This window comes from Lactococcus garvieae (genome assembly GCF_016027715.1).
Lineage (GTDB): Bacteria > Bacillota > Bacilli > Lactobacillales > Streptococcaceae > Lactococcus > Lactococcus garvieae_A.
In genome coordinates this window covers 2,052,238-2,068,452 of the sequence record NZ_CP065691.1, presented here as the reverse complement: position 1 = coordinate 2,068,452, position 16,215 = coordinate 2,052,238, and the positions used below count along the sequence as shown (strand labels likewise).

At 39.1% G+C, this 16,215-nt stretch carries 15 protein-coding genes and 1 tRNA gene; 2 read left to right on the top strand and 14 right to left on the bottom strand.

The annotated features are described in order from the left end of the window. The first annotated feature begins 18 nt into the window (after positions 1-18). Both I6G50_RS10385 and I6G50_RS10380 read left to right on the top strand, forming a co-directional pair. Complete coding sequence (locus I6G50_RS10385) at positions 19-1,131, top strand: PASTA domain-containing protein (protein WP_197908796.1); 1,113 nt, start codon at positions 19-21, stop codon at positions 1,129-1,131. Next, positions 1,131-3,272 (top strand): transglycosylase domain-containing protein, encoded by a 2,142-nt coding sequence (locus tag I6G50_RS10380; RefSeq protein WP_197908794.1) that lies wholly within the window; start codon positions 1,131-1,133, stop codon positions 3,270-3,272. Before I6G50_RS10385 ends, I6G50_RS10380 begins: the two co-directional genes overlap by 1 nt. Positions 3,273-3,301: 29 nt before the next feature. Here the strand turns inward: I6G50_RS10380 and I6G50_RS10375 are convergent, their stop codons facing one another. The 14 genes from I6G50_RS10375 to mvk form a co-directional block, all read right to left on the bottom strand. Next, positions 3,302-5,047 carry an ABC transporter ATP-binding protein gene (locus I6G50_RS10375; RefSeq protein ID WP_197908792.1) on the bottom strand — a complete coding sequence of 582 codons (1,746 nt, stop codon included), beginning with the start codon at positions 5,045-5,047 and terminating at the stop codon, positions 3,302-3,304. A gap of 253 nt (positions 5,048-5,300) precedes the next feature. Beyond that, positions 5,301-5,371, bottom strand: a tRNA-Cys gene (locus I6G50_RS10370). A gap of 147 nt (positions 5,372-5,518) precedes the next feature. Continuing rightward, on the bottom strand, positions 5,519-5,851 hold the full coding sequence (locus I6G50_RS10365) for a PTS lactose/cellobiose transporter subunit IIA (protein ID WP_197908791.1): 333 nt from the start codon (positions 5,849-5,851) through the stop codon (positions 5,519-5,521). Positions 5,852-5,886: 35 nt separating this feature from the next. Then, positions 5,887-6,207 (bottom strand): PTS sugar transporter subunit IIB, encoded by a 321-nt coding sequence (locus tag I6G50_RS10360; RefSeq protein WP_004260076.1) that lies wholly within the window; start codon positions 6,205-6,207, stop codon positions 5,887-5,889. Between the two features lie 91 nt (positions 6,208-6,298). Next, complete coding sequence (locus tag I6G50_RS10355) at positions 6,299-7,735, bottom strand: glycoside hydrolase family 1 protein (protein ID WP_197908790.1); 1,437 nt, start codon at positions 7,733-7,735, stop codon at positions 6,299-6,301. Between the two features lie 271 nt (positions 7,736-8,006). Further along, complete coding sequence (locus tag I6G50_RS10350; protein ID WP_004260073.1) at positions 8,007-8,747, bottom strand: MurR/RpiR family transcriptional regulator; 741 nt, start codon at positions 8,745-8,747, stop codon at positions 8,007-8,009. 10 nt (positions 8,748-8,757) lie between these two features. Then, a complete protein-coding gene (locus tag I6G50_RS10345; RefSeq protein ID WP_197908788.1) occupies positions 8,758-9,351 on the bottom strand; it encodes a YdcF family protein in 594 nt (197 codons plus the stop codon). Beyond that, the gene (locus tag I6G50_RS10340; RefSeq protein WP_197908787.1) at positions 9,351-10,691 is read right to left on the bottom strand and encodes a DEAD/DEAH box helicase; all 1,341 of its coding nucleotides are present in this window, start codon (positions 10,689-10,691) and stop codon (positions 9,351-9,353) included. The genes I6G50_RS10345 and I6G50_RS10340 overlap by 1 nt, the downstream gene beginning before the upstream one ends. Positions 10,692-10,812: 121 nt before the next feature. Beyond that, positions 10,813-11,421 (bottom strand): superoxide dismutase, encoded by a 609-nt coding sequence (locus I6G50_RS10335; protein WP_004260052.1) that lies wholly within the window; start codon positions 11,419-11,421, stop codon positions 10,813-10,815. Between the two features lie 68 nt (positions 11,422-11,489). Continuing rightward, positions 11,490-12,530, bottom strand: a complete 1,041-nt coding sequence (fni, locus tag I6G50_RS10330; protein WP_197908785.1) for a type 2 isopentenyl-diphosphate Delta-isomerase — start codon at positions 12,528-12,530, stop codon at positions 11,490-11,492. Beyond that, positions 12,523-13,464, bottom strand: a complete 942-nt coding sequence (locus I6G50_RS10325; protein WP_004260043.1) for a mevalonate kinase — start codon at positions 13,462-13,464, stop codon at positions 12,523-12,525. Before I6G50_RS10325 ends, fni begins: the two co-directional genes overlap by 8 nt. Continuing rightward, on the bottom strand, positions 13,451-14,398 hold the full coding sequence (gene mvaD / locus I6G50_RS10320) for a diphosphomevalonate decarboxylase (protein WP_197908783.1): 948 nt from the start codon (positions 14,396-14,398) through the stop codon (positions 13,451-13,453). The genes I6G50_RS10325 and mvaD overlap by 14 nt, the downstream gene beginning before the upstream one ends. Before the next feature lie 177 nt (positions 14,399-14,575). Then, entirely contained in the window at positions 14,576-14,992 is a 417-nt protein-coding gene (locus I6G50_RS10315; RefSeq protein WP_004260037.1) for a universal stress protein, read from the bottom strand. 148 nt (positions 14,993-15,140) lie between these two features. Further along, positions 15,141-16,073 (bottom strand): mevalonate kinase, encoded by a 933-nt coding sequence (gene mvk / locus I6G50_RS10310; RefSeq protein WP_004260031.1) that lies wholly within the window; start codon positions 16,071-16,073, stop codon positions 15,141-15,143. Positions 16,074-16,215: the final 142 nt, after the last annotated feature.

Sequence of the window (16,215 nt, the reverse complement as noted above, 5' to 3'; positions counted from 1 at the left end):
ATACTTATGAGGTTTGAAATGAAAAAACATATCTTCAATAAAGTTTTTATTTTATTGGTTGTTCTTTTGAGCATTATCATACTGATTGCTGGGATCCTTGGTCGACAGATTCTCTTCCGTGACTACCCTGTTTTTCAGTCAATGTCTCAGAAAGAAATTGTCGAAACAACAAATATTCACCCTGATGATAATGATTACATCAAAAAATTAAAAAACAATGCTTTAGATATATATCTAAGTAATGCATCGAGTGAGTTAGCGGAAAATTTAGCGGCTAATGAAAAACTTGTAAATGCTATTGTCAAAGGAGAAATGCCTGAAGAAGAATTCTCCAAAAATAATGAGCAACTACAGCAAGCTATGGGAGCAAGTGATGAGCAAATGACTCAACTGTCTCAAACTTATGAAAATGCTCGACTTTCCCGTTCTATTCACTCGCTTCAATCTGAAGCACAAAAATTAAAGGCAGGACAGATTCCTAAATTTATGCAACATGCTGATCAGCTCGCGCAACAAACTGAGAAGAGTATCAAGTCTTACATTGAGGATAATAACGCTGTTTCTAAAACTACCATTGCCGAATCCGTTCAAGTTTTAAACCAGGCAAATTCTCTTCTTAATAATTTTACTCAATTTGTCAATTATACAAACAACTATGATACAGTTAGCCGCCTGCAATTTGATAAAATTGCAACGGATAATACGCTGATGGCCGATTTTATTCCTGTCTTTAACAAAGTCAGTACTTATCTGAGTCAAAAAGAAACCGTGGAAGCGCGTATTAAAGAGTTAACAGATTTCCAAAATAAGATTGTAAAATCGGAGCAGCTGGAAGAATCAAGTGTTGTTTTACCTCATCTTATAGGAAAGACTTTGGCTGAAGCACGTAAAACGGCGCATTCAGACTACAAGATTGAAGTTCCTGCCCAATTTGAAGATACGGATAAAGCAACTATTACTAAACAAAGTCCAAATCCTTCAGACTATAGCCGCATTATGAAAGGTCAAACAATTACCGTTCAGACGCAAGAAAAGGAAGAAAAATCTGACTCAGATTCCACAGAAAAAAATGATTCTAAGGACAATGATAATAAAGATAAAGATAAGGATAAAGAAAAGGAGGATAAGTAATGGCTAAAAAAATAATACTGCGTACTCTGTCCATCCTTTTTCTTCTTATCCTAACTTTAGGAGCTGTGGGTGCCATCGGTGCGGTTTACCTTTTAGACAAAGAGTCAGATAATGCTCACACCATTGAGCTCAAGCCCTCACCCCAAGCCATCTCTCAATCTTTTACAATTACAGATATTAATGGCGAACCGCTTCAAGAAACATCCAATATCTACAAGTATATTCCGGCACGGCTTTCAGGTAAAGAGAAAAATATTCCTGAACTTTACACCAAAGCTTTAGTAGCAGTTGAAGACAGTGACTTCTATTCTCGAAAAACTAAAGGTTACTCAATCAAAGGTGTAACAAATGCCCTTTTGTCGGAGGTTCTCACACGTTTGCATCTTGCGAATGGTGCCCGTGGAGGCTCGACGCTTGATCAGCAATTAGCTAAAAACATTGCTCATGGTGGTTTTAATGCCGATAAATCTCTCTCACGCAAAATCGTTGAATTAATCGATGCCCACAGTTTGGCGGAACGCTATTCTCGTAACGAAATTCTGACAAGTTATCTGGATACTTTACGCTTAACACCAGATACTATCGGACCTGGGGCTGCATGGAATAATCTGTTTTCTACTCCAATGATAGCCTCTAAAAAGACGCCTCTCTATATTGCCCAAATCGCTTATCTCGCTGGTCTCGGTCAGGCGCCTACTACCTATGTCCAAGATTTTGCAGGTGCAGGTAAAGAAAGAGCCTTGACTGTCCTTTCCGTTATGAAGTCAAGCAAGATTATCTCAGAGCAAGAATATAAAGACAGCGTTGAGGCTGTCAAAACCAAGCTCGAGCTTAAACCAAGTTATACACAAGGCATCCCCCACGCCTATCAAGCATATATTGCCCAAGTTCAAAAGGAGTTAGGACAACTTGCATTACCACGAAACGCTAAAGTTGTCGTGAAGACTTATGCCACAAAGGCACATCTGGACTACCTCGAAACTGTAGCCAACCATACAGCTCCTGATGTCTCTAATATTCCTCGTAATGAACTTCCTGAAGGAACTTTAACGGCAATTTCTGTGGTGGATACGCAAACAGGACATATCCTTGCATTAAATACAAACTCGGATAATCCTCAGCTTCCTACCTCATCGGTACGCTCTTCTGGTTCAACGATTAAGCCACTCTTAGACTATGCCCCTGCTCTTGAATATGGCTTTATCAATGAAAACAGTACATTGAACGGCAATGCAACGACTTATGCTGATGGAACGCCCTTAATGAACTATGGGGGTAATAATTATGGTCCTGTTCCGGTCAGCTTTGCTCTAGGAAACTCTCTGAACTCTGCTGCTCTGCAAACTTTTGATATGACCAATGACGAGCAAAAAAATAGTATTATGCAACCTCTAGGCATTGCTTCACTTAAATATAATCAGTCTCAGTCGATCAGTTATGACTTCTCTCCTTTACAGTCTGCTTCGGCTTACTCCGCAATCGGTAACGATGGCGTGCGGGTCACTCCAACTGCTGTAGCTTCTGTGAGTGTCAACGGTCAAGAGCTACCACTTGCTAAACCTGAATCACAGCGTGCCATGAGTTCTTCCACCGCTCGCTCTCTCGTCAATCTCATGCAACATGTCACTCAGCCAAATGGCTCAGAGCCCCTAGCTGCACAGCCTCAATGGCCAAATGCTTTTGCAACAAAATCGGGGCTATCGAACTTCCCAGAAACCGCAACAGAGCCTGCCCGCAGTCAAGGTGCTCCTGATGCTTGGATGGCAGCAACATCGACTGGTGTTTCTACTGCTGTTTGGGTGGGAAGCCCTGATATGAGTGGAAAGTACTATGTTCAAGCGGCTCCGATTGAGCAGGAAAATAATATGCGTGTTTATCTTCTCAATAACACGATTCGTTTTATGAATCAAGGACGAAATGTTCCTCCATTCAGCTACTCGGGTACAGCTATGTCCCATGAACCTCTCTTGCCAGAATTGCCCCAATTGGTCGCACCGCCAACTGCGCAAGCTATCCAGCAAGCAAAGAATTTCAATGCCGTTACCCCAAGTGTTACACCTGGACTTGAGGAATTTTATCAGTCCCACCGTCAAGATAAACTTTTAGATGCCGGATCAGTTTATGGTGCTAATGAAAACTAAAAAAAGCTACTCTCATGAGTAGCTTTTTATTATTGCGCAACAGTCAATTGTTCTTGAACATATTGAGCATAAAGAGAATGCGTTTTTACAAGATTGCTGTGTTTACCAGCACCTGTAATTTCTCCTTTTTCAATAAAGTAAATGTTATCAGCATCAACTATTGTTGACAAACGGTGAGCAATTACAAGTGTTGTTCTTCCCTTCATTAAGCTATCCAAAGCTTTTTGAACCATTGCTTCCGATTCCGAGTCAAGGCTGGCTGTAGCTTCATCAAGCATGAGAATTTTAGGATTACGCAAGAAAGCACGAGCAATCGCCAAGCGTTGACGTTGGCCGCCAGATATTTTTACACCACGTTCACCGACTTGGGTATTTAATTGTTCAGGCATATTTTCTACAAAGCCTCTGGCAAATGCCAAATCTAAAACTTCCCAAAGCTGAGTGTCACTATAAGCTCCCTCTAAACCATAAGTCAAGTTATCCCGAATTGTTCCTGCCATAATTGCAGAATCCTGTGAAACAAAGCCAATCTGACTTCGCCAGTCTTTGAGAGAAAGGTTCTCAATGTTTTGATTCCCCATCATAACTTGACCACCAGTTGGTTCATAAAAGCGTTCTAGGATTGAGAAAATAGTAGATTTCCCTCCACCTGAAGGGCCTGCAAAGGCAACGATACTATTAGGCTTTGCTTCAAAAGTAATGTTTTTCAGAATTTCTTCTGAATCATCATATGAAAAAGTGAGATTTTCAACATGTAGGACTTGACCTTCGATATCCAGTATTTCGCCTTGGCTCAAATTTTCTTGTTCCTCGTTTAAGACTTCATTCAGACGTGCTGTGGCTCCAGAAGCTTTTGAGCTAGCTGTAAAGAACATCGCTAGAGTAGGTACGGATCCTATCATATTCATCAAATACATCAAGAAGCTCATCAAGGTAGCCATTGTCATTGCTCCTACAGCTACACGATGAATACCATAGAGGAGGAGTCCAAAGATGGTAGACATCATCAAAAGCATCATGATAGGCTGCATAGAACCATCAAAAATTGCTTCTCTTAAACCTATTTTATAGAGCTTACTAATATTTTTCTCTGCAGATTGAGTAGCTTGTTCTTCTGCATTTGAAGATTTTACGAGGCGGATTTCGCTAAGAACTTCGCTTGCTGTTCCTGAGAAACCTGCTAAAGCATCTTGACGTTGCATCCCAAACTTACGGCCAAAAGTGGCTAAAGGCATAATAATCAGCATAGCTACAGGTACTACCACTACCATAGCAACTGTCATGTGCCAGTCCATACGGAACATCATAAAGATTGAACCTACAAGTAGTAAGAGGCTTGTCAGAGTTTGTGGTACAGTATTTGCTAAGAGATCCTTTACTTGAGTCGTATCATTTACCAAACGGCTACCGATCTCACCTGTTTTGACTTCATCAAAATATTTTACGGGTAGGTGAACCATCTTATTCCAAACTGTTGAACGCAGTTTTTTCACAACATTCTCACCAAAAAAACCAAGAACGGAAGCACCCACTGCACCTAACAAAGCAGACAGAATATAAACCATTACGACATTCCCTAAGAGACCATAATCAATACCTTTAGCAAACCCCGAAATAAGCGGCTGAATCATTTTAGGCACAATAAGTTGCAATATTGCTCCGATGATTCCTGAGAGCAGTCCGATCACAAAGAAAGAATATTTCGGTTTACTTTTTGCTATTAACTTTAAAAAGTCCCTACTTTTTATTTTATTTGCTTTTATTTCTTTTTCCATTTTATCTCCTTGTTTATTTAGTTTTTCATTATTTCAAACTAACAAAAATGATTATAAAACTTTTATTTAGTTTTGTCAACAATAAACTAAGGAAAAAGATAAGATTACTATACTGTCTTCACTTTCCCTCAGACCAGGGTGCGTATTCTATCCTAAAAAATTTTGTCTCGCGCATTTCTTTCTTTTACAAACAAAAAAACCGCACTACTCAGCGGTTTTTAATATAATACAGTATAATGCAAAGCATTGTAAAAGGCGGCAGACGGATTTGAACCGACGATCAAGCTTTTGCAGAGCCATGCCTTACCACTTGGCTATGCCGCCACAACATCAACCATTATATCGAAAACTCACAATAAAAGCAAGAACTTTTGTTACTTGATTTTTTCTCTCATAACTATCTTCAAAAAAGAAAAAATCCTGAAGTTTAAACTCAGGATTTTTTATTTTTCTCAAAGCTTTTGTCAGTATTTATTTTGCTGCTTTTTCTAACTCTTGAAGACGTTTTTCTTGACTGATTATTTCCGTAGCCAAGTCTTTGAAGGTAATTGCGTTCATCAGATGATCCTGAGCATGCACCATATAGAGATCAATTTCGGTACGGATCCCTTGTGCTTCTTTAGTCAGCATATCTGTTTGAACATCATGGGCTTGGAGTAACTCTTGGTTAGACTCCTGAAGTGATTTTTCTGCTGCTTCAAAATCTCCTTCTTTTGCTTGTTGGATTGCTTGGAAGGCTAAGCCTTTAGCATTTCCACCGTGCATGATGATACCCATCACAATTTCCATTCTTTCTTCGTTCATTACATCCCCTTTTATTAGTATTATTTATTTATTTTTTACTTCATTAACGCTTCGGCTGCTTCTAGAACTTTGTCCCCACGCATCATGCCATAATCTTGCATTTTAATCACATCCATAGGTACATCAACAGCTTGGGCTTTCTTTTGTACTTCTGTCTTCATGAAACCAACTTGAGGTCCTAGGAGAAGGACGTCTGGTTTAGGATTACCAGCAAGCATGTTGTCAATATCTGCTGTTGATTTTGCAAAAATTTCGTAGTCCATTCCTTTGTCTGCAGCTGCCTTTTGCATTTTTGAAACTAAAAGTGATGTTGACATGCCTGCTGCACAAGCTAAAGCGATTATTTTATCAGCCATAATATTCTTCCCTCTTTTTCTTTTTTATATTCTTAAGTATACCGCTTTCATTCTAATAATGCAAATGTTTTCATAAGCTGAATGAAAGACTTTACAGGTTTTCACCATTACTTTGAATGAGTGCTTTGTACCAATAATATGAATCTTTAGGAATCCGTGCCAAGCTTCCTTGCATAGATTCATCTTGCTCTACATACACAAAACCATAACGTTTTTGATAGCCATTCAACCAACTTAATAAGTCCGTGTAGGACCATGTATGGTAGCCGATGACATGTGCTCCATCTGATATAGCTTCTTTTATTGCTTTAACATGACTTTCTAGATATTTAATCCGATAGTCATCGTGGACTTTCCCATTCTCTAGTTTGTCATATTCGCCCAACCCATTTTCCGTAATCATTACAGGAATACGATAGCGGCTCGTAATGCGTCGCAAAGCAATACGTAAGCCCACTGGATCAATCTCCCAATCCCAATTTGTACGTTCTACTGCTGGATTCGTCACGCGCTTATATAGCCCTGGAATTCCTTGATCATCACTAGAACCCTTGACTCCTGTTGTATTCATCTTACCGATTGTAACCCCGCCTTCGAGTGGATTCCACGCAGTAGTAGATGTTTGGTAATAGTTAATGCCTAAAAAATCTGGTTTTGCTGATTTAAGCAATTCTACGTCTCCATCTTCTATCTCAAACATCAAATCTTTTTCCTTGAGATAGTTTAGACCTGCGATAGGATATTCTCCATAACAGTAAACATCCATCCAAAAATGAGCAAACATTTCTTCTGCATTTTCAGCAGCTAAAACATTCAAAGGATCAGAATTAATGGCATAGTTTGGAGTATAGGCAAAAGACGGTCCGATTTGTCCCGGCATCTTCATGTCATGAAATTTATTGATCACAGCTGCATTTGCTAGGTTTGCATGGTGATTAACCTGATAGAATAATTTCATATCCACTTTTCCAGGTGGATGTGTCGCCAAAATCCAGCCATGCTGCGTAAAGATATTTTGTTCATTTAATGAAACCCAATACTTCACTTTACCCTTTAAAGCTTTAAACAACACTTCAGAATAATTCACGAAATCCTCAATAATCCGACGATTTTCCCAACCTTGATATTCTTCTTCCAAAGCCTGTGGTAAATCCCAATGATAAAGAGTTACCACAGGTTCAATATTATGTGCAATTAATTCATCCACTAAGTCAATATAAAATTGTAATCCTTTTTGGTTGATTTCACCACGGCCTTGCGGAAAAATACGAGACCAAGCAATCGAAAAGCGATAGGATTTGAGTCCCATGTCTGCCATAAGGCTGACATCCTCTTTATAACGATGGTAATGGTCAACAGCAACATCTCCTGTTGTTCCTTTAAAGGTTTTACCGGGGATGCGGACAAAGTTATCCCATACAGACAGACCTTTGCCATCTTCATCGTGTGCCCCTTCAACCTGATAAGCAGCTGACGCAGAACCCCATAAAAAATTTTGTGGGAAAGGCTTGAGTTTTTTATGTTCCATTATAGTTTTTCTCCATTTGATTTGATAAAGGAATTTTTTCGAGCATTATAAATTACCTTTTCCTTTATTCTTCTTTTGAGTCTATATTTATTATAGCGCTTTCAGGAAGGGCTTTCAAGAGAACTTCTTTTCTTCTCATTGCTTTCCGAAACAAAAATAAAACAGTGTAGAAGCTAAGAAATTAGCTATTTTTATTCATATGATACAAAAAAACTTGCAAAATCCTGCAAGTTTTTGAAAACATGTTTCATATTCAGAAACAAAATTACCTTTAATCCTCCAAAAAATGAAGAGTTTTATGTGCTAAAACTTCGAGAACTGCAAGAACTGGAAGTTGAGTCGTCAAGTTTCCCAAAGGGTAAAGTTTAGACCATTCTGGTGTCAAGTTATAAAAGAGTTGCAAATCAGCTAGTCTACCTACAGTACTGTCTTCATTATTTGTCAAAGAAATTATCTGCGCCCCTTCTTGCTTGAACTCTAACTCTTTATTGATAATCTGAATCGTTTCGCCTGAAGCCGATAAAATCAAGGCAATAACATTTCCTGTACCATTGATTTGAATTGCTTGAAAGGGGTCATTAATCACAAATGCACGTAAACCTGCATTCACAAAATACTTGCAAGCATAGTCAGCCAATGAGCCCGAGTTACCAATCCCCATAAAAACAGTATAATCCGCCTTAGCAATCATTTTTGCTGCTTCTGTCAGACGTTTTTGATAGCTTTCGGAGTTCATCCGTCGCAAAAACATATCAAATTCTAACATATTATCATAATGTTGTTCTTCTGCCGTTTTAGGTTTGCTTTGATTTTTCAGAAAGAACTTTAATTCAGCCCAACCATTGAAACCTAACTTGGTACTCATTCTCACAATGGTCGTTGTGGAAACATGTAGTTGGCTCGCCAAACTTCGAATTGTGGCCTTTTGAACTTTTTCTGGTGACTTTATGACGAAGTCAAGAACCAAAGTTTCGAGTTCATTGAGCTTGCTTATCTGTTCTGGTTGAAACATGAAAACTCCTTTATCTAGCAGAAAATAGTGTAAATTTAATCAAATAGTAGCCTAGGGCTAGAGTCTCCCTAGCGTAATGTCCTAAGGTTTGGGGGGGCGTGTCATGAGTGAAAGCAGCAAAGCCTTCATAATCTTCATAGCCTAATTTCGAGGCCAAGTAAAGACTACGATACAGATGAAAATCACTGGTAACTATCACTGTTGCCCCGCGAATATACTTTTTAGAAAACGCGAAATTCTCTACAGTATTTCGCGCCTTCTTTTCTTGAATAATTCGATCAGAGTTTAATCCATGACTTTTAAGATACCTTGCCATCCCCTCAGCCTCAGATACAGGAGATCCAGCGCTGCGATAACCTGACACAATCACTTGTGCACGAGGATTATGCTGAGCAAGTTCTAAGGCAGTATCTAGGCGATCCTTGGTCGTTTGAGCGGGTTGTCCGTTTGAATTAATTTTACTTCCTAGAACCAGTATCGTTTCTATATCTTGAGTGTTTACTGAGCGATTTCCACTTGCACTAAAAATCAACCCTAGACAAATAAGAGCATAGATCAAACCCAAACCAATAATGAAGCTTAAAACTCTGAAGAATTTTTTCATTAGAATTTTTGTTTACGTGATTCTCGTTGTTTTCGTGCGTTTTTGGTATGCTCAGCACGGCGCTTTTTAGTATTTTCTTCTTCAATCGCCCACTTCAATGCGCGTTTATAGCCTGGCTTAACTTTTTTCTTACTCTTAGCCAATTGCCCACGCATTTTATTTGAAAGTTCTCCCGTCTTAGCTGCACGCTTTTCACGGCGGTCACGATCATAAGAATCAACGATTTCACCATTTTTAACAGCTTTAGGTTGGAAAGTTACACCCATTTTTTCAATTTCACGAATAGCGGAATCGTCTGATGGACTATAAAGCGTAATAGCTGTTCCCGACAAGCCGTTACGTCCTGAACGGCCAACACGGTGAACAAAGAATGACAAATCACGAGGAAGTTCATCATTGATAACATGACTTACACCTTCAATATCAATACCACGAGCAGCAATATCTGTTGCCACGACAAATTGGTAATCCAAGTTTTTAATACTTGCCATGATACGTTTACGTTCACGTGGTGGGATATCTCCATGAATTTTAGCTGCTTTTACACCATTGTTTACAAGGAAATGATGGATGTCATCCACACGCCCTTTAGTATTTGCAAAAATCATTGCCATATATGGGTTAGCTGCTTTGGAAAGCTGAAGTAAAATCTGATTGTGCGACGCACCTTTAGTTGAAATCAACCAGTTTTCGATGGTGTCTGAGATAACTGTTTTATTCGCAATCTTTTCCATGACTGGGTTATTCAAGTACTTCTTCAAGAAAGGTTGCAGTTTTTGAGGGATAGTTGCTGAGAAAACCAGCATTTGTACTTTTTTACCAAAGCTAGATGCAATTTTATCCACATCTGTCAAGAAACCCATATCCAAGGTCATATCAGCTTCATCGACAACAAAGATAGAAGCAGTATGGATAATTAAGGCACCTGATTTGAGGAGGTCTTGAATACGACCTGGTGTACCGATTACGATATGTGGTTGAGCTGATTCAAGTTTCTTAATTTGACGTGCTTTATCTGTACCACCAACATAGTTTACAACACGAATAGCATCATTGAATTTCGTAAACTCTTGCGCTGCATGATAAATCTGGGTCGCAAGTTCACGAGAGGGAGCGGTAATAACCGCTTGAACCTCATCAAGATCTGTATTTAATTGTTGGAAAATAGGGAGCAAGAAAGTATGTGTCTTTCCTGATCCTGTTTTTGATTCCCCTACCAAATCACGGCCTGATAATACGACAGGAATAAGTTTTTCCTGAACGGGGGTCGGTGAAACAAACTTGATTGCCTCAAGTGTTTCGTTGATATACTCTTTAAAGTTAAATTCTGTAAATTTCATAGCTCCTATTATAGCATGAATATAGGATTTATAAAACCAGGTTCGCCTTGTAAACAACAATTCTTTTAGAAAAATTATTTTATATCAAAAAAAGAACCCTCAATGAGCGTTCTTTTTTATTTTATTTAGCATTTGCATAAAGTTCGTTTACTTTATCCCAGTTAATCAAGTTAAAGAAAGCTTCGATGTAATCTGGACGAACGTTGTGATATTTTAAGTAGTAAGCATGTTCCCAAACATCGAGACCAAGAACTGGAATTTGACCGTCAGAAATTGGATTGTCTTGGTTTGCAGTAGAAACAACTTTAAGTTTACCGTAATCCAGTACTAACCAAGCCCAACCTGATCCGAAGCGACCTGTTGCAGCTGTTTTAAATTCTGCTTTAAAGTCATCAAATGAGCCAAAAGCTTCATCAATAGCTGAAGCGATTTCACCAGTTGGTGCGCCACCAGCATTTGGAGCTAACCATTCCCAGAACATTGTGTGGTTAAGATGTCCCCCACCGTTATTGCGAACTGCAACACGAATGTCTTCTGGCAAGCGATCCAAATAAGCCACCAGCTCTTCAACTGTTTTGTCAAAGAACTCAGGGTGTTTCTCGATTGCAGCATTAAGATTGTTTACATAAGTTTGGTGGTGTTTATCATGGTGCAAGTGCATTGTTTCTTCATCAAAGAAAGGTTCCAAAGCGTCATATGCGTAAGGTAATTCTGGAAGTGTGTAAGCCATAGTATTCTCCTTAAATTTTAATATACTATTATTATAAAGAAATAAGAACCGTTTACAAAATTATCTGTTTATCTTTTTCTTTCATCTAGAAAGTACTTGAGCTCTTTGTTATAGATAAATTCAACCTGTGATAAGGCACTCAAATCCCGCGCTCCGACTAAAGTATAGAGCTTAGTGAGATCATCCTTCCACTGTGCAAACATTTCTTCTAAAGCTTGTATTCCTTCTTTCTGAAGTACTGAAAGAACATAACCAGCAGAACTTACCAAAGAAGCCCCCAAAAGTTGAGCATGAAGTATATCTCGTGGAGAACTTACTCCCCCTGTAGCGATCAAAGGTTTACTATTTTGGGCCAGATGAGCTTCTATCAGACTTTCAGGACCAGTAAAACCATAATCATTTAAATCTAAAGTGCTTTGCCCGCGTCCACTCTCAATCCAAGCAAAATTTGTCCCACCTTTACCACCCACGTTAATAGCTGCTACCGCAGTTTGGCTTAGTTGGTGAAACATCTTTTGGCTCATGCCAAAGCCAACTTCCTTGACAATAACAGGTACATCAAGGTTTTCAGCAATATGGTTTATATTTTCAAGCCAGTAGAAAGTACGATCTCCCTCACTATCTTTCATCACTAGCTCTTGTCCAGTATTAACATGGATTTCTAAAGCATCTGCTGATAGCATATCAACAGCTTTTAGAGCATTTTCTAGAGGGTGACCTGCACCAATATTGGCAAAAATAAAGCCTTGTGGGTTATGTTGACGTACTTGACGAAAACCTTCCTCTAACTCAGGGTATTTAAGTGCAATGGACTGTGAACCTACAGCCATAGCTATTTTCTGGTTCGCAGCGATTTCTGCTAGCTCTAAATTAATCTTATCTCCTTTTTTTGAACCGCCAGTCATAGCTTCGATGTAAAAAGGAAAATCAAACTGATGTTCAAAAAGAGAGATAGATAAGTCAACCTCTGCTGTCGCAATCTCTGGTAAGCCGTTTGGTACCAACCGTAGAGCCGACGAAAACTCTGAAGTGTTTCGTCCTTCTCGCCAATATTTCAAGCCAAGAGAAAGATGCTCGTCTTTACGATGCCCATGGATTTCTTTAGTCATTTTGCTTTCCTATTCTTGCTTTTTCAAGTTTCATGCCTTCTTCTTCCAGAACCACTTTTAATTCAGCTATATTTTCTTCATTTTTTGCAAAAAGAATAATATTTTCTCCAAACCCTGCTCCTGAAATCTTTCCTGCAAACTCTGGTTGGCTATTAATAATATTGAGAGCCAAGGCCAACTGATCTGTCATATACCCCTTGGCTTGGTGTTCAATAAGAAGCAGTTGATTTTCCAGAAGTTTTTCTTTGAAGAGTTCAAAGTCTTTCATATCAATCGCTGTACTGATCTCAATTACTAACTCATCACTTTTAGTAAAAAATTCATCGGAGAGTTTTTGTTTGAGCTTTTCTCCTGTTTTGGCAGATTTATTTGTTTGCACCACATAAGCTGACCAAGGAATATTTATCGGTATGACACGTTGGTGATTTTCATAGAAAATACTGCCGCCATACATAATAGCAGCAACATCCCCACGTGAACCACTGCCTTGGACATCATAGTGAGCCTGAGCAGCAATCTCAAATCGTTTGGCAAGTGGTAGATTCAAATGAAAAAAAGCATTCAAAGCATTCACAACACCCACCACAACACAAGCCGATGAGCCATAGCCTTTCTTATTTTCACCGTAGCCCAAACCACTTTTAATATCAAGATGAAAATCTTGATGGAGGGGAGCTTCTTTTAAAACATACTCAATAGCTGTCATAGCAAAGTTCCAAGGCCCTGTTCGATCCGCTTGAAAATCCTTGATTGAGAAAGAACTGTCTGGCATATCCACATTGCTGTGCAAAAGAGAGGGCCCTGAGGTTGCTGAAATACTTACTTGAAAATCACTTTCAAGGCTAGTTACGAGTGCTAAGCCACCCGGGCGTGTAACTGCATACTCACCAGCAATAAAAAGCTTCCCTGGAACATCTGTCTTATAAGTATTCAAGGCCGCCTCCTGCATGTGCAAGGTCAAAAGTAATTTCGGGGAAATTCTCACGGAATTTTTCTAAAAGGACATTTTCTGTCGCACGATCAGTAATTATCTTAACATTTGGCCCTGCATCAATCGTCACAAAAGCGAGTAGCCCTGCTTTATAGCAGTCCTGTGCAAAAGCCACAATACGTTGTGTATCTTCTGTAAAATAATCAAAGGGTTCTGCACACAAACGGTTTTGCTGATGCATGCCTAAAGCATTATCCTCAGCAATAAGCCCAATCTTTTCAATATCGGCTTGACGTATTGCTGCTTTCATTTCTTCCAACTGACGCGCTGATTTTTCAACCCATGCACTATAAGTTGGTGCAGTTTGTGCAAGTTGCATCCCTTTTGTTGAAGACATTTTCTTTTGCGCACTTGAGATTTCAGCTACAATCATTGACAGGTTGATATCCTCATCATAGAAACTTTCTGCATAGGATGAAGCATCATCTTCCCCCTTATTCCAAATGGCAAAATTTCCAAAAATAGAACGCGATGCTGAACCAGAACCACGCCGTGCAATGCGGGACATTTCAGTCAAATCTGCAGGTAACTCTAAAAGTCCAAACATAGCTCCTGTTAAGGCTGCAAAGCTTGATGCTGATGAAGCTAACCCCGCAGCAGTAGGCACATGATTTTCTGAGGTCACTAAAATACCTGGAAAATCACCATGCTTTGCTCGCAACATATCTAAAAAGTTATGCACTCGGGTTGCATCGATGTCGTTTCCATTGAGAATCAATTGATCATGTTCAGAAAAAGCCACAGATGTGGTTGTGTAAAATTGATCCAAAGTCATTGATAAGGAGCTTGTCGTCGGGATATTCATAGTTACATCTGCTTTACCCCAATATTTAATCAGAGCAATGTTCGTATGTGCTCTTACAGTAAATTCATTCATTCTTCATTTTTCCTCTTGTGAGTTTATCTCTCTTATTATAACAAAGGGAGTGGGATTTAGCTATTTCTCGTTTTTATTTCTATCTTGACTCGTCCTACCTGAAGATATTAAAAAATCACCACTTACGGTGGCGATTGGGGTTTTACTCACATTGTTCTATGGCATACATCCTGACTCTCACCTTACCACTGTAACATGGCAAGGTGCGTGGTTTACAACATAGGCCGTGGTAGAGCCTAACGTCATCCGTTCAAAATAATTTGAACCGGTGGCTCCTATCACGATTAGATCTGCTTTTTGTTCTGTCGCAAATTCAACAATTTGCCTTTTGGGAGATCCTACCACCACAAAAGTTTGTGGGTTGAGAATATCTTTTACAATATCCAGTGCTTTTTGCAGAATCATCTCTGAAGCTTTTGTGTAATTCTGTTTGAGAATGGGTAAAGCATGCCCGTACAAACTCCCATCATCTTGAACTGTCAAAATAAAAAGTTCATCATTATTGAATCGCGCGATTTCTGCTGCTTCACGAAGCGCTTTATACGAGTTTTCTGATCCATCAAGGGGCACTAATACTTTTTTATAATTACTCATGGTGTCACCTCCATCACTTGACTACATTATAATGCTTTCATCTAGTAAATGGAAGCGCCTTGCATTTAGAAGTAATTTTTTTGATGTTTAGAGTAAATAAAAACCCTCGAAAATACGCTATTTCCAAAGGTTTTCTTATATTTTCAGTTTAAACAGAGTAAATCCATGTGTTTTTAGCACCATTTTTTAATAATTTTTGGCTAATATGGATAGCATCTTTTTCATTAGCAGCCAAGGCCACCATAACTCCTCCGAGACCTGAGCCCGTGAGTTTGGCACCAAGGGCACCATTTCTTAAGGCTGTATCTACAAGCGTATCTAAACGAGGGTGTGATACACCTAAAGCGGAGAGATTGGCATGCGCATGATTCATCACTTGCCCAAGTTCTTCCAATTTATTTGTCATCAAGAAATCTTTTGAGGCTTTAGAAAGCTCTCCCAGATGATTAATATGCCCTTGGGCTTTTATCTTATCGTCTGTTAATTTTTCTCTTACCATGCTGATAGCTTGGCTCGTAAAGCCGTGTACGCCTGAATCACCAATCACCAGATAGCCCGAAAGATTCAAGTCAAAAGGTTCTGCCGTTTGGCCCTTAATAAACCAAAGCGGTAGCTCAGAGTTTACAGTTGCCACATCTATACCTGATGAACGACCATGCGTGATGTTTTCTGAGAAATTAGCAAAAGATAAAAGTACTTCATCGGTCAGCTTAGCATCAAAGAAATCATAAAAAGCACGTGTGATGGCTGTAGCTAAAGCCGCAGATGCTCCTAAACCACGCCCTAGAGGAATATTCGAATCAATTTCTAACGAGAACGGAAGTCTTACAGAATCAAATTTCTCTAAAAGACGTAAAATAAGTTGGCGTACCCCCTCAAATTCATCTCCGAGCACATCTAGTCTGCGACGTGATTCATTATTTTCAATGTATTGTCCATATTTGATAGAAGAAATCGTAACGGTTGTCTTCAAAATCGTCACTGGAAGCGCAATAGCAGGTTGGCCATAAACGACTGAGTGCTCCCCAATCAAAATTAATTTGGAATGAGCCGTTCCTGTGCCCATTTTATTTGTAGTCATAACTATAAATTCTCCATTAACGTACGCAAAGGTACTTGACAATTTTATAAAATTTGCGAGTGAAAATCAAGTAGAAATTCTTTTTTTTAGACAAATTGCCTAAAAAACCGAGACATTTATTCTTTCTTTTCTCATATTTGGG

Coding starts and splice junctions, on each gene's coding strand:
- I6G50_RS10385 (WP_197908796.1), top strand. CDS start 19: ATGAAAAAACATATCTTCAATAAAGTTTTTATTTTATTGGTTGTTCTT.
- I6G50_RS10380 (WP_197908794.1), top strand. CDS start 1,131: ATGGCTAAAAAAATAATACTGCGTACTCTGTCCATCCTTTTTCTTCTT.
- I6G50_RS10375 (WP_197908792.1), bottom strand. CDS start 5,047: ATGGAAAAAGAAATAAAAGCAAATAAAATAAAAAGTAGGGACTTTTTA.
- I6G50_RS10365 (WP_197908791.1), bottom strand. CDS start 5,851: ATGAACGAAGAAAGAATGGAAATTGTGATGGGTATCATCATGCACGGT.
- I6G50_RS10360 (WP_004260076.1), bottom strand. CDS start 6,207: ATGGCTGATAAAATAATCGCTTTAGCTTGTGCAGCAGGCATGTCAACA.
- I6G50_RS10355 (WP_197908790.1), bottom strand. CDS start 7,735: ATGGAACATAAAAAACTCAAGCCTTTCCCACAAAATTTTTTATGGGGT.
- I6G50_RS10350 (WP_004260073.1), bottom strand. CDS start 8,747: ATGTTTCAACCAGAACAGATAAGCAAGCTCAATGAACTCGAAACTTTG.
- I6G50_RS10345 (WP_197908788.1), bottom strand. CDS start 9,351: ATGAAAAAATTCTTCAGAGTTTTAAGCTTCATTATTGGTTTGGGTTTG.
- I6G50_RS10340 (WP_197908787.1), bottom strand. CDS start 10,691: ATGAAATTTACAGAATTTAACTTTAAAGAGTATATCAACGAAACACTT.
- I6G50_RS10335 (WP_004260052.1), bottom strand. CDS start 11,421: ATGGCTTACACACTTCCAGAATTACCTTACGCATATGACGCTTTGGAA.
- fni (WP_197908785.1), bottom strand. CDS start 12,530: ATGACTAAAGAAATCCATGGGCATCGTAAAGACGAGCATCTTTCTCTT.
- mvaD (WP_197908783.1), bottom strand. CDS start 14,398: ATGAATGAATTTACTGTAAGAGCACATACGAACATTGCTCTGATTAAA.
- I6G50_RS10315 (WP_004260037.1), bottom strand. CDS start 14,992: ATGAGTAATTATAAAAAAGTATTAGTGCCCCTTGATGGATCAGAAAAC.
- mvk (WP_004260031.1), bottom strand. CDS start 16,073: ATGACTACAAATAAAATGGGCACAGGAACGGCTCATTCCAAATTAATT.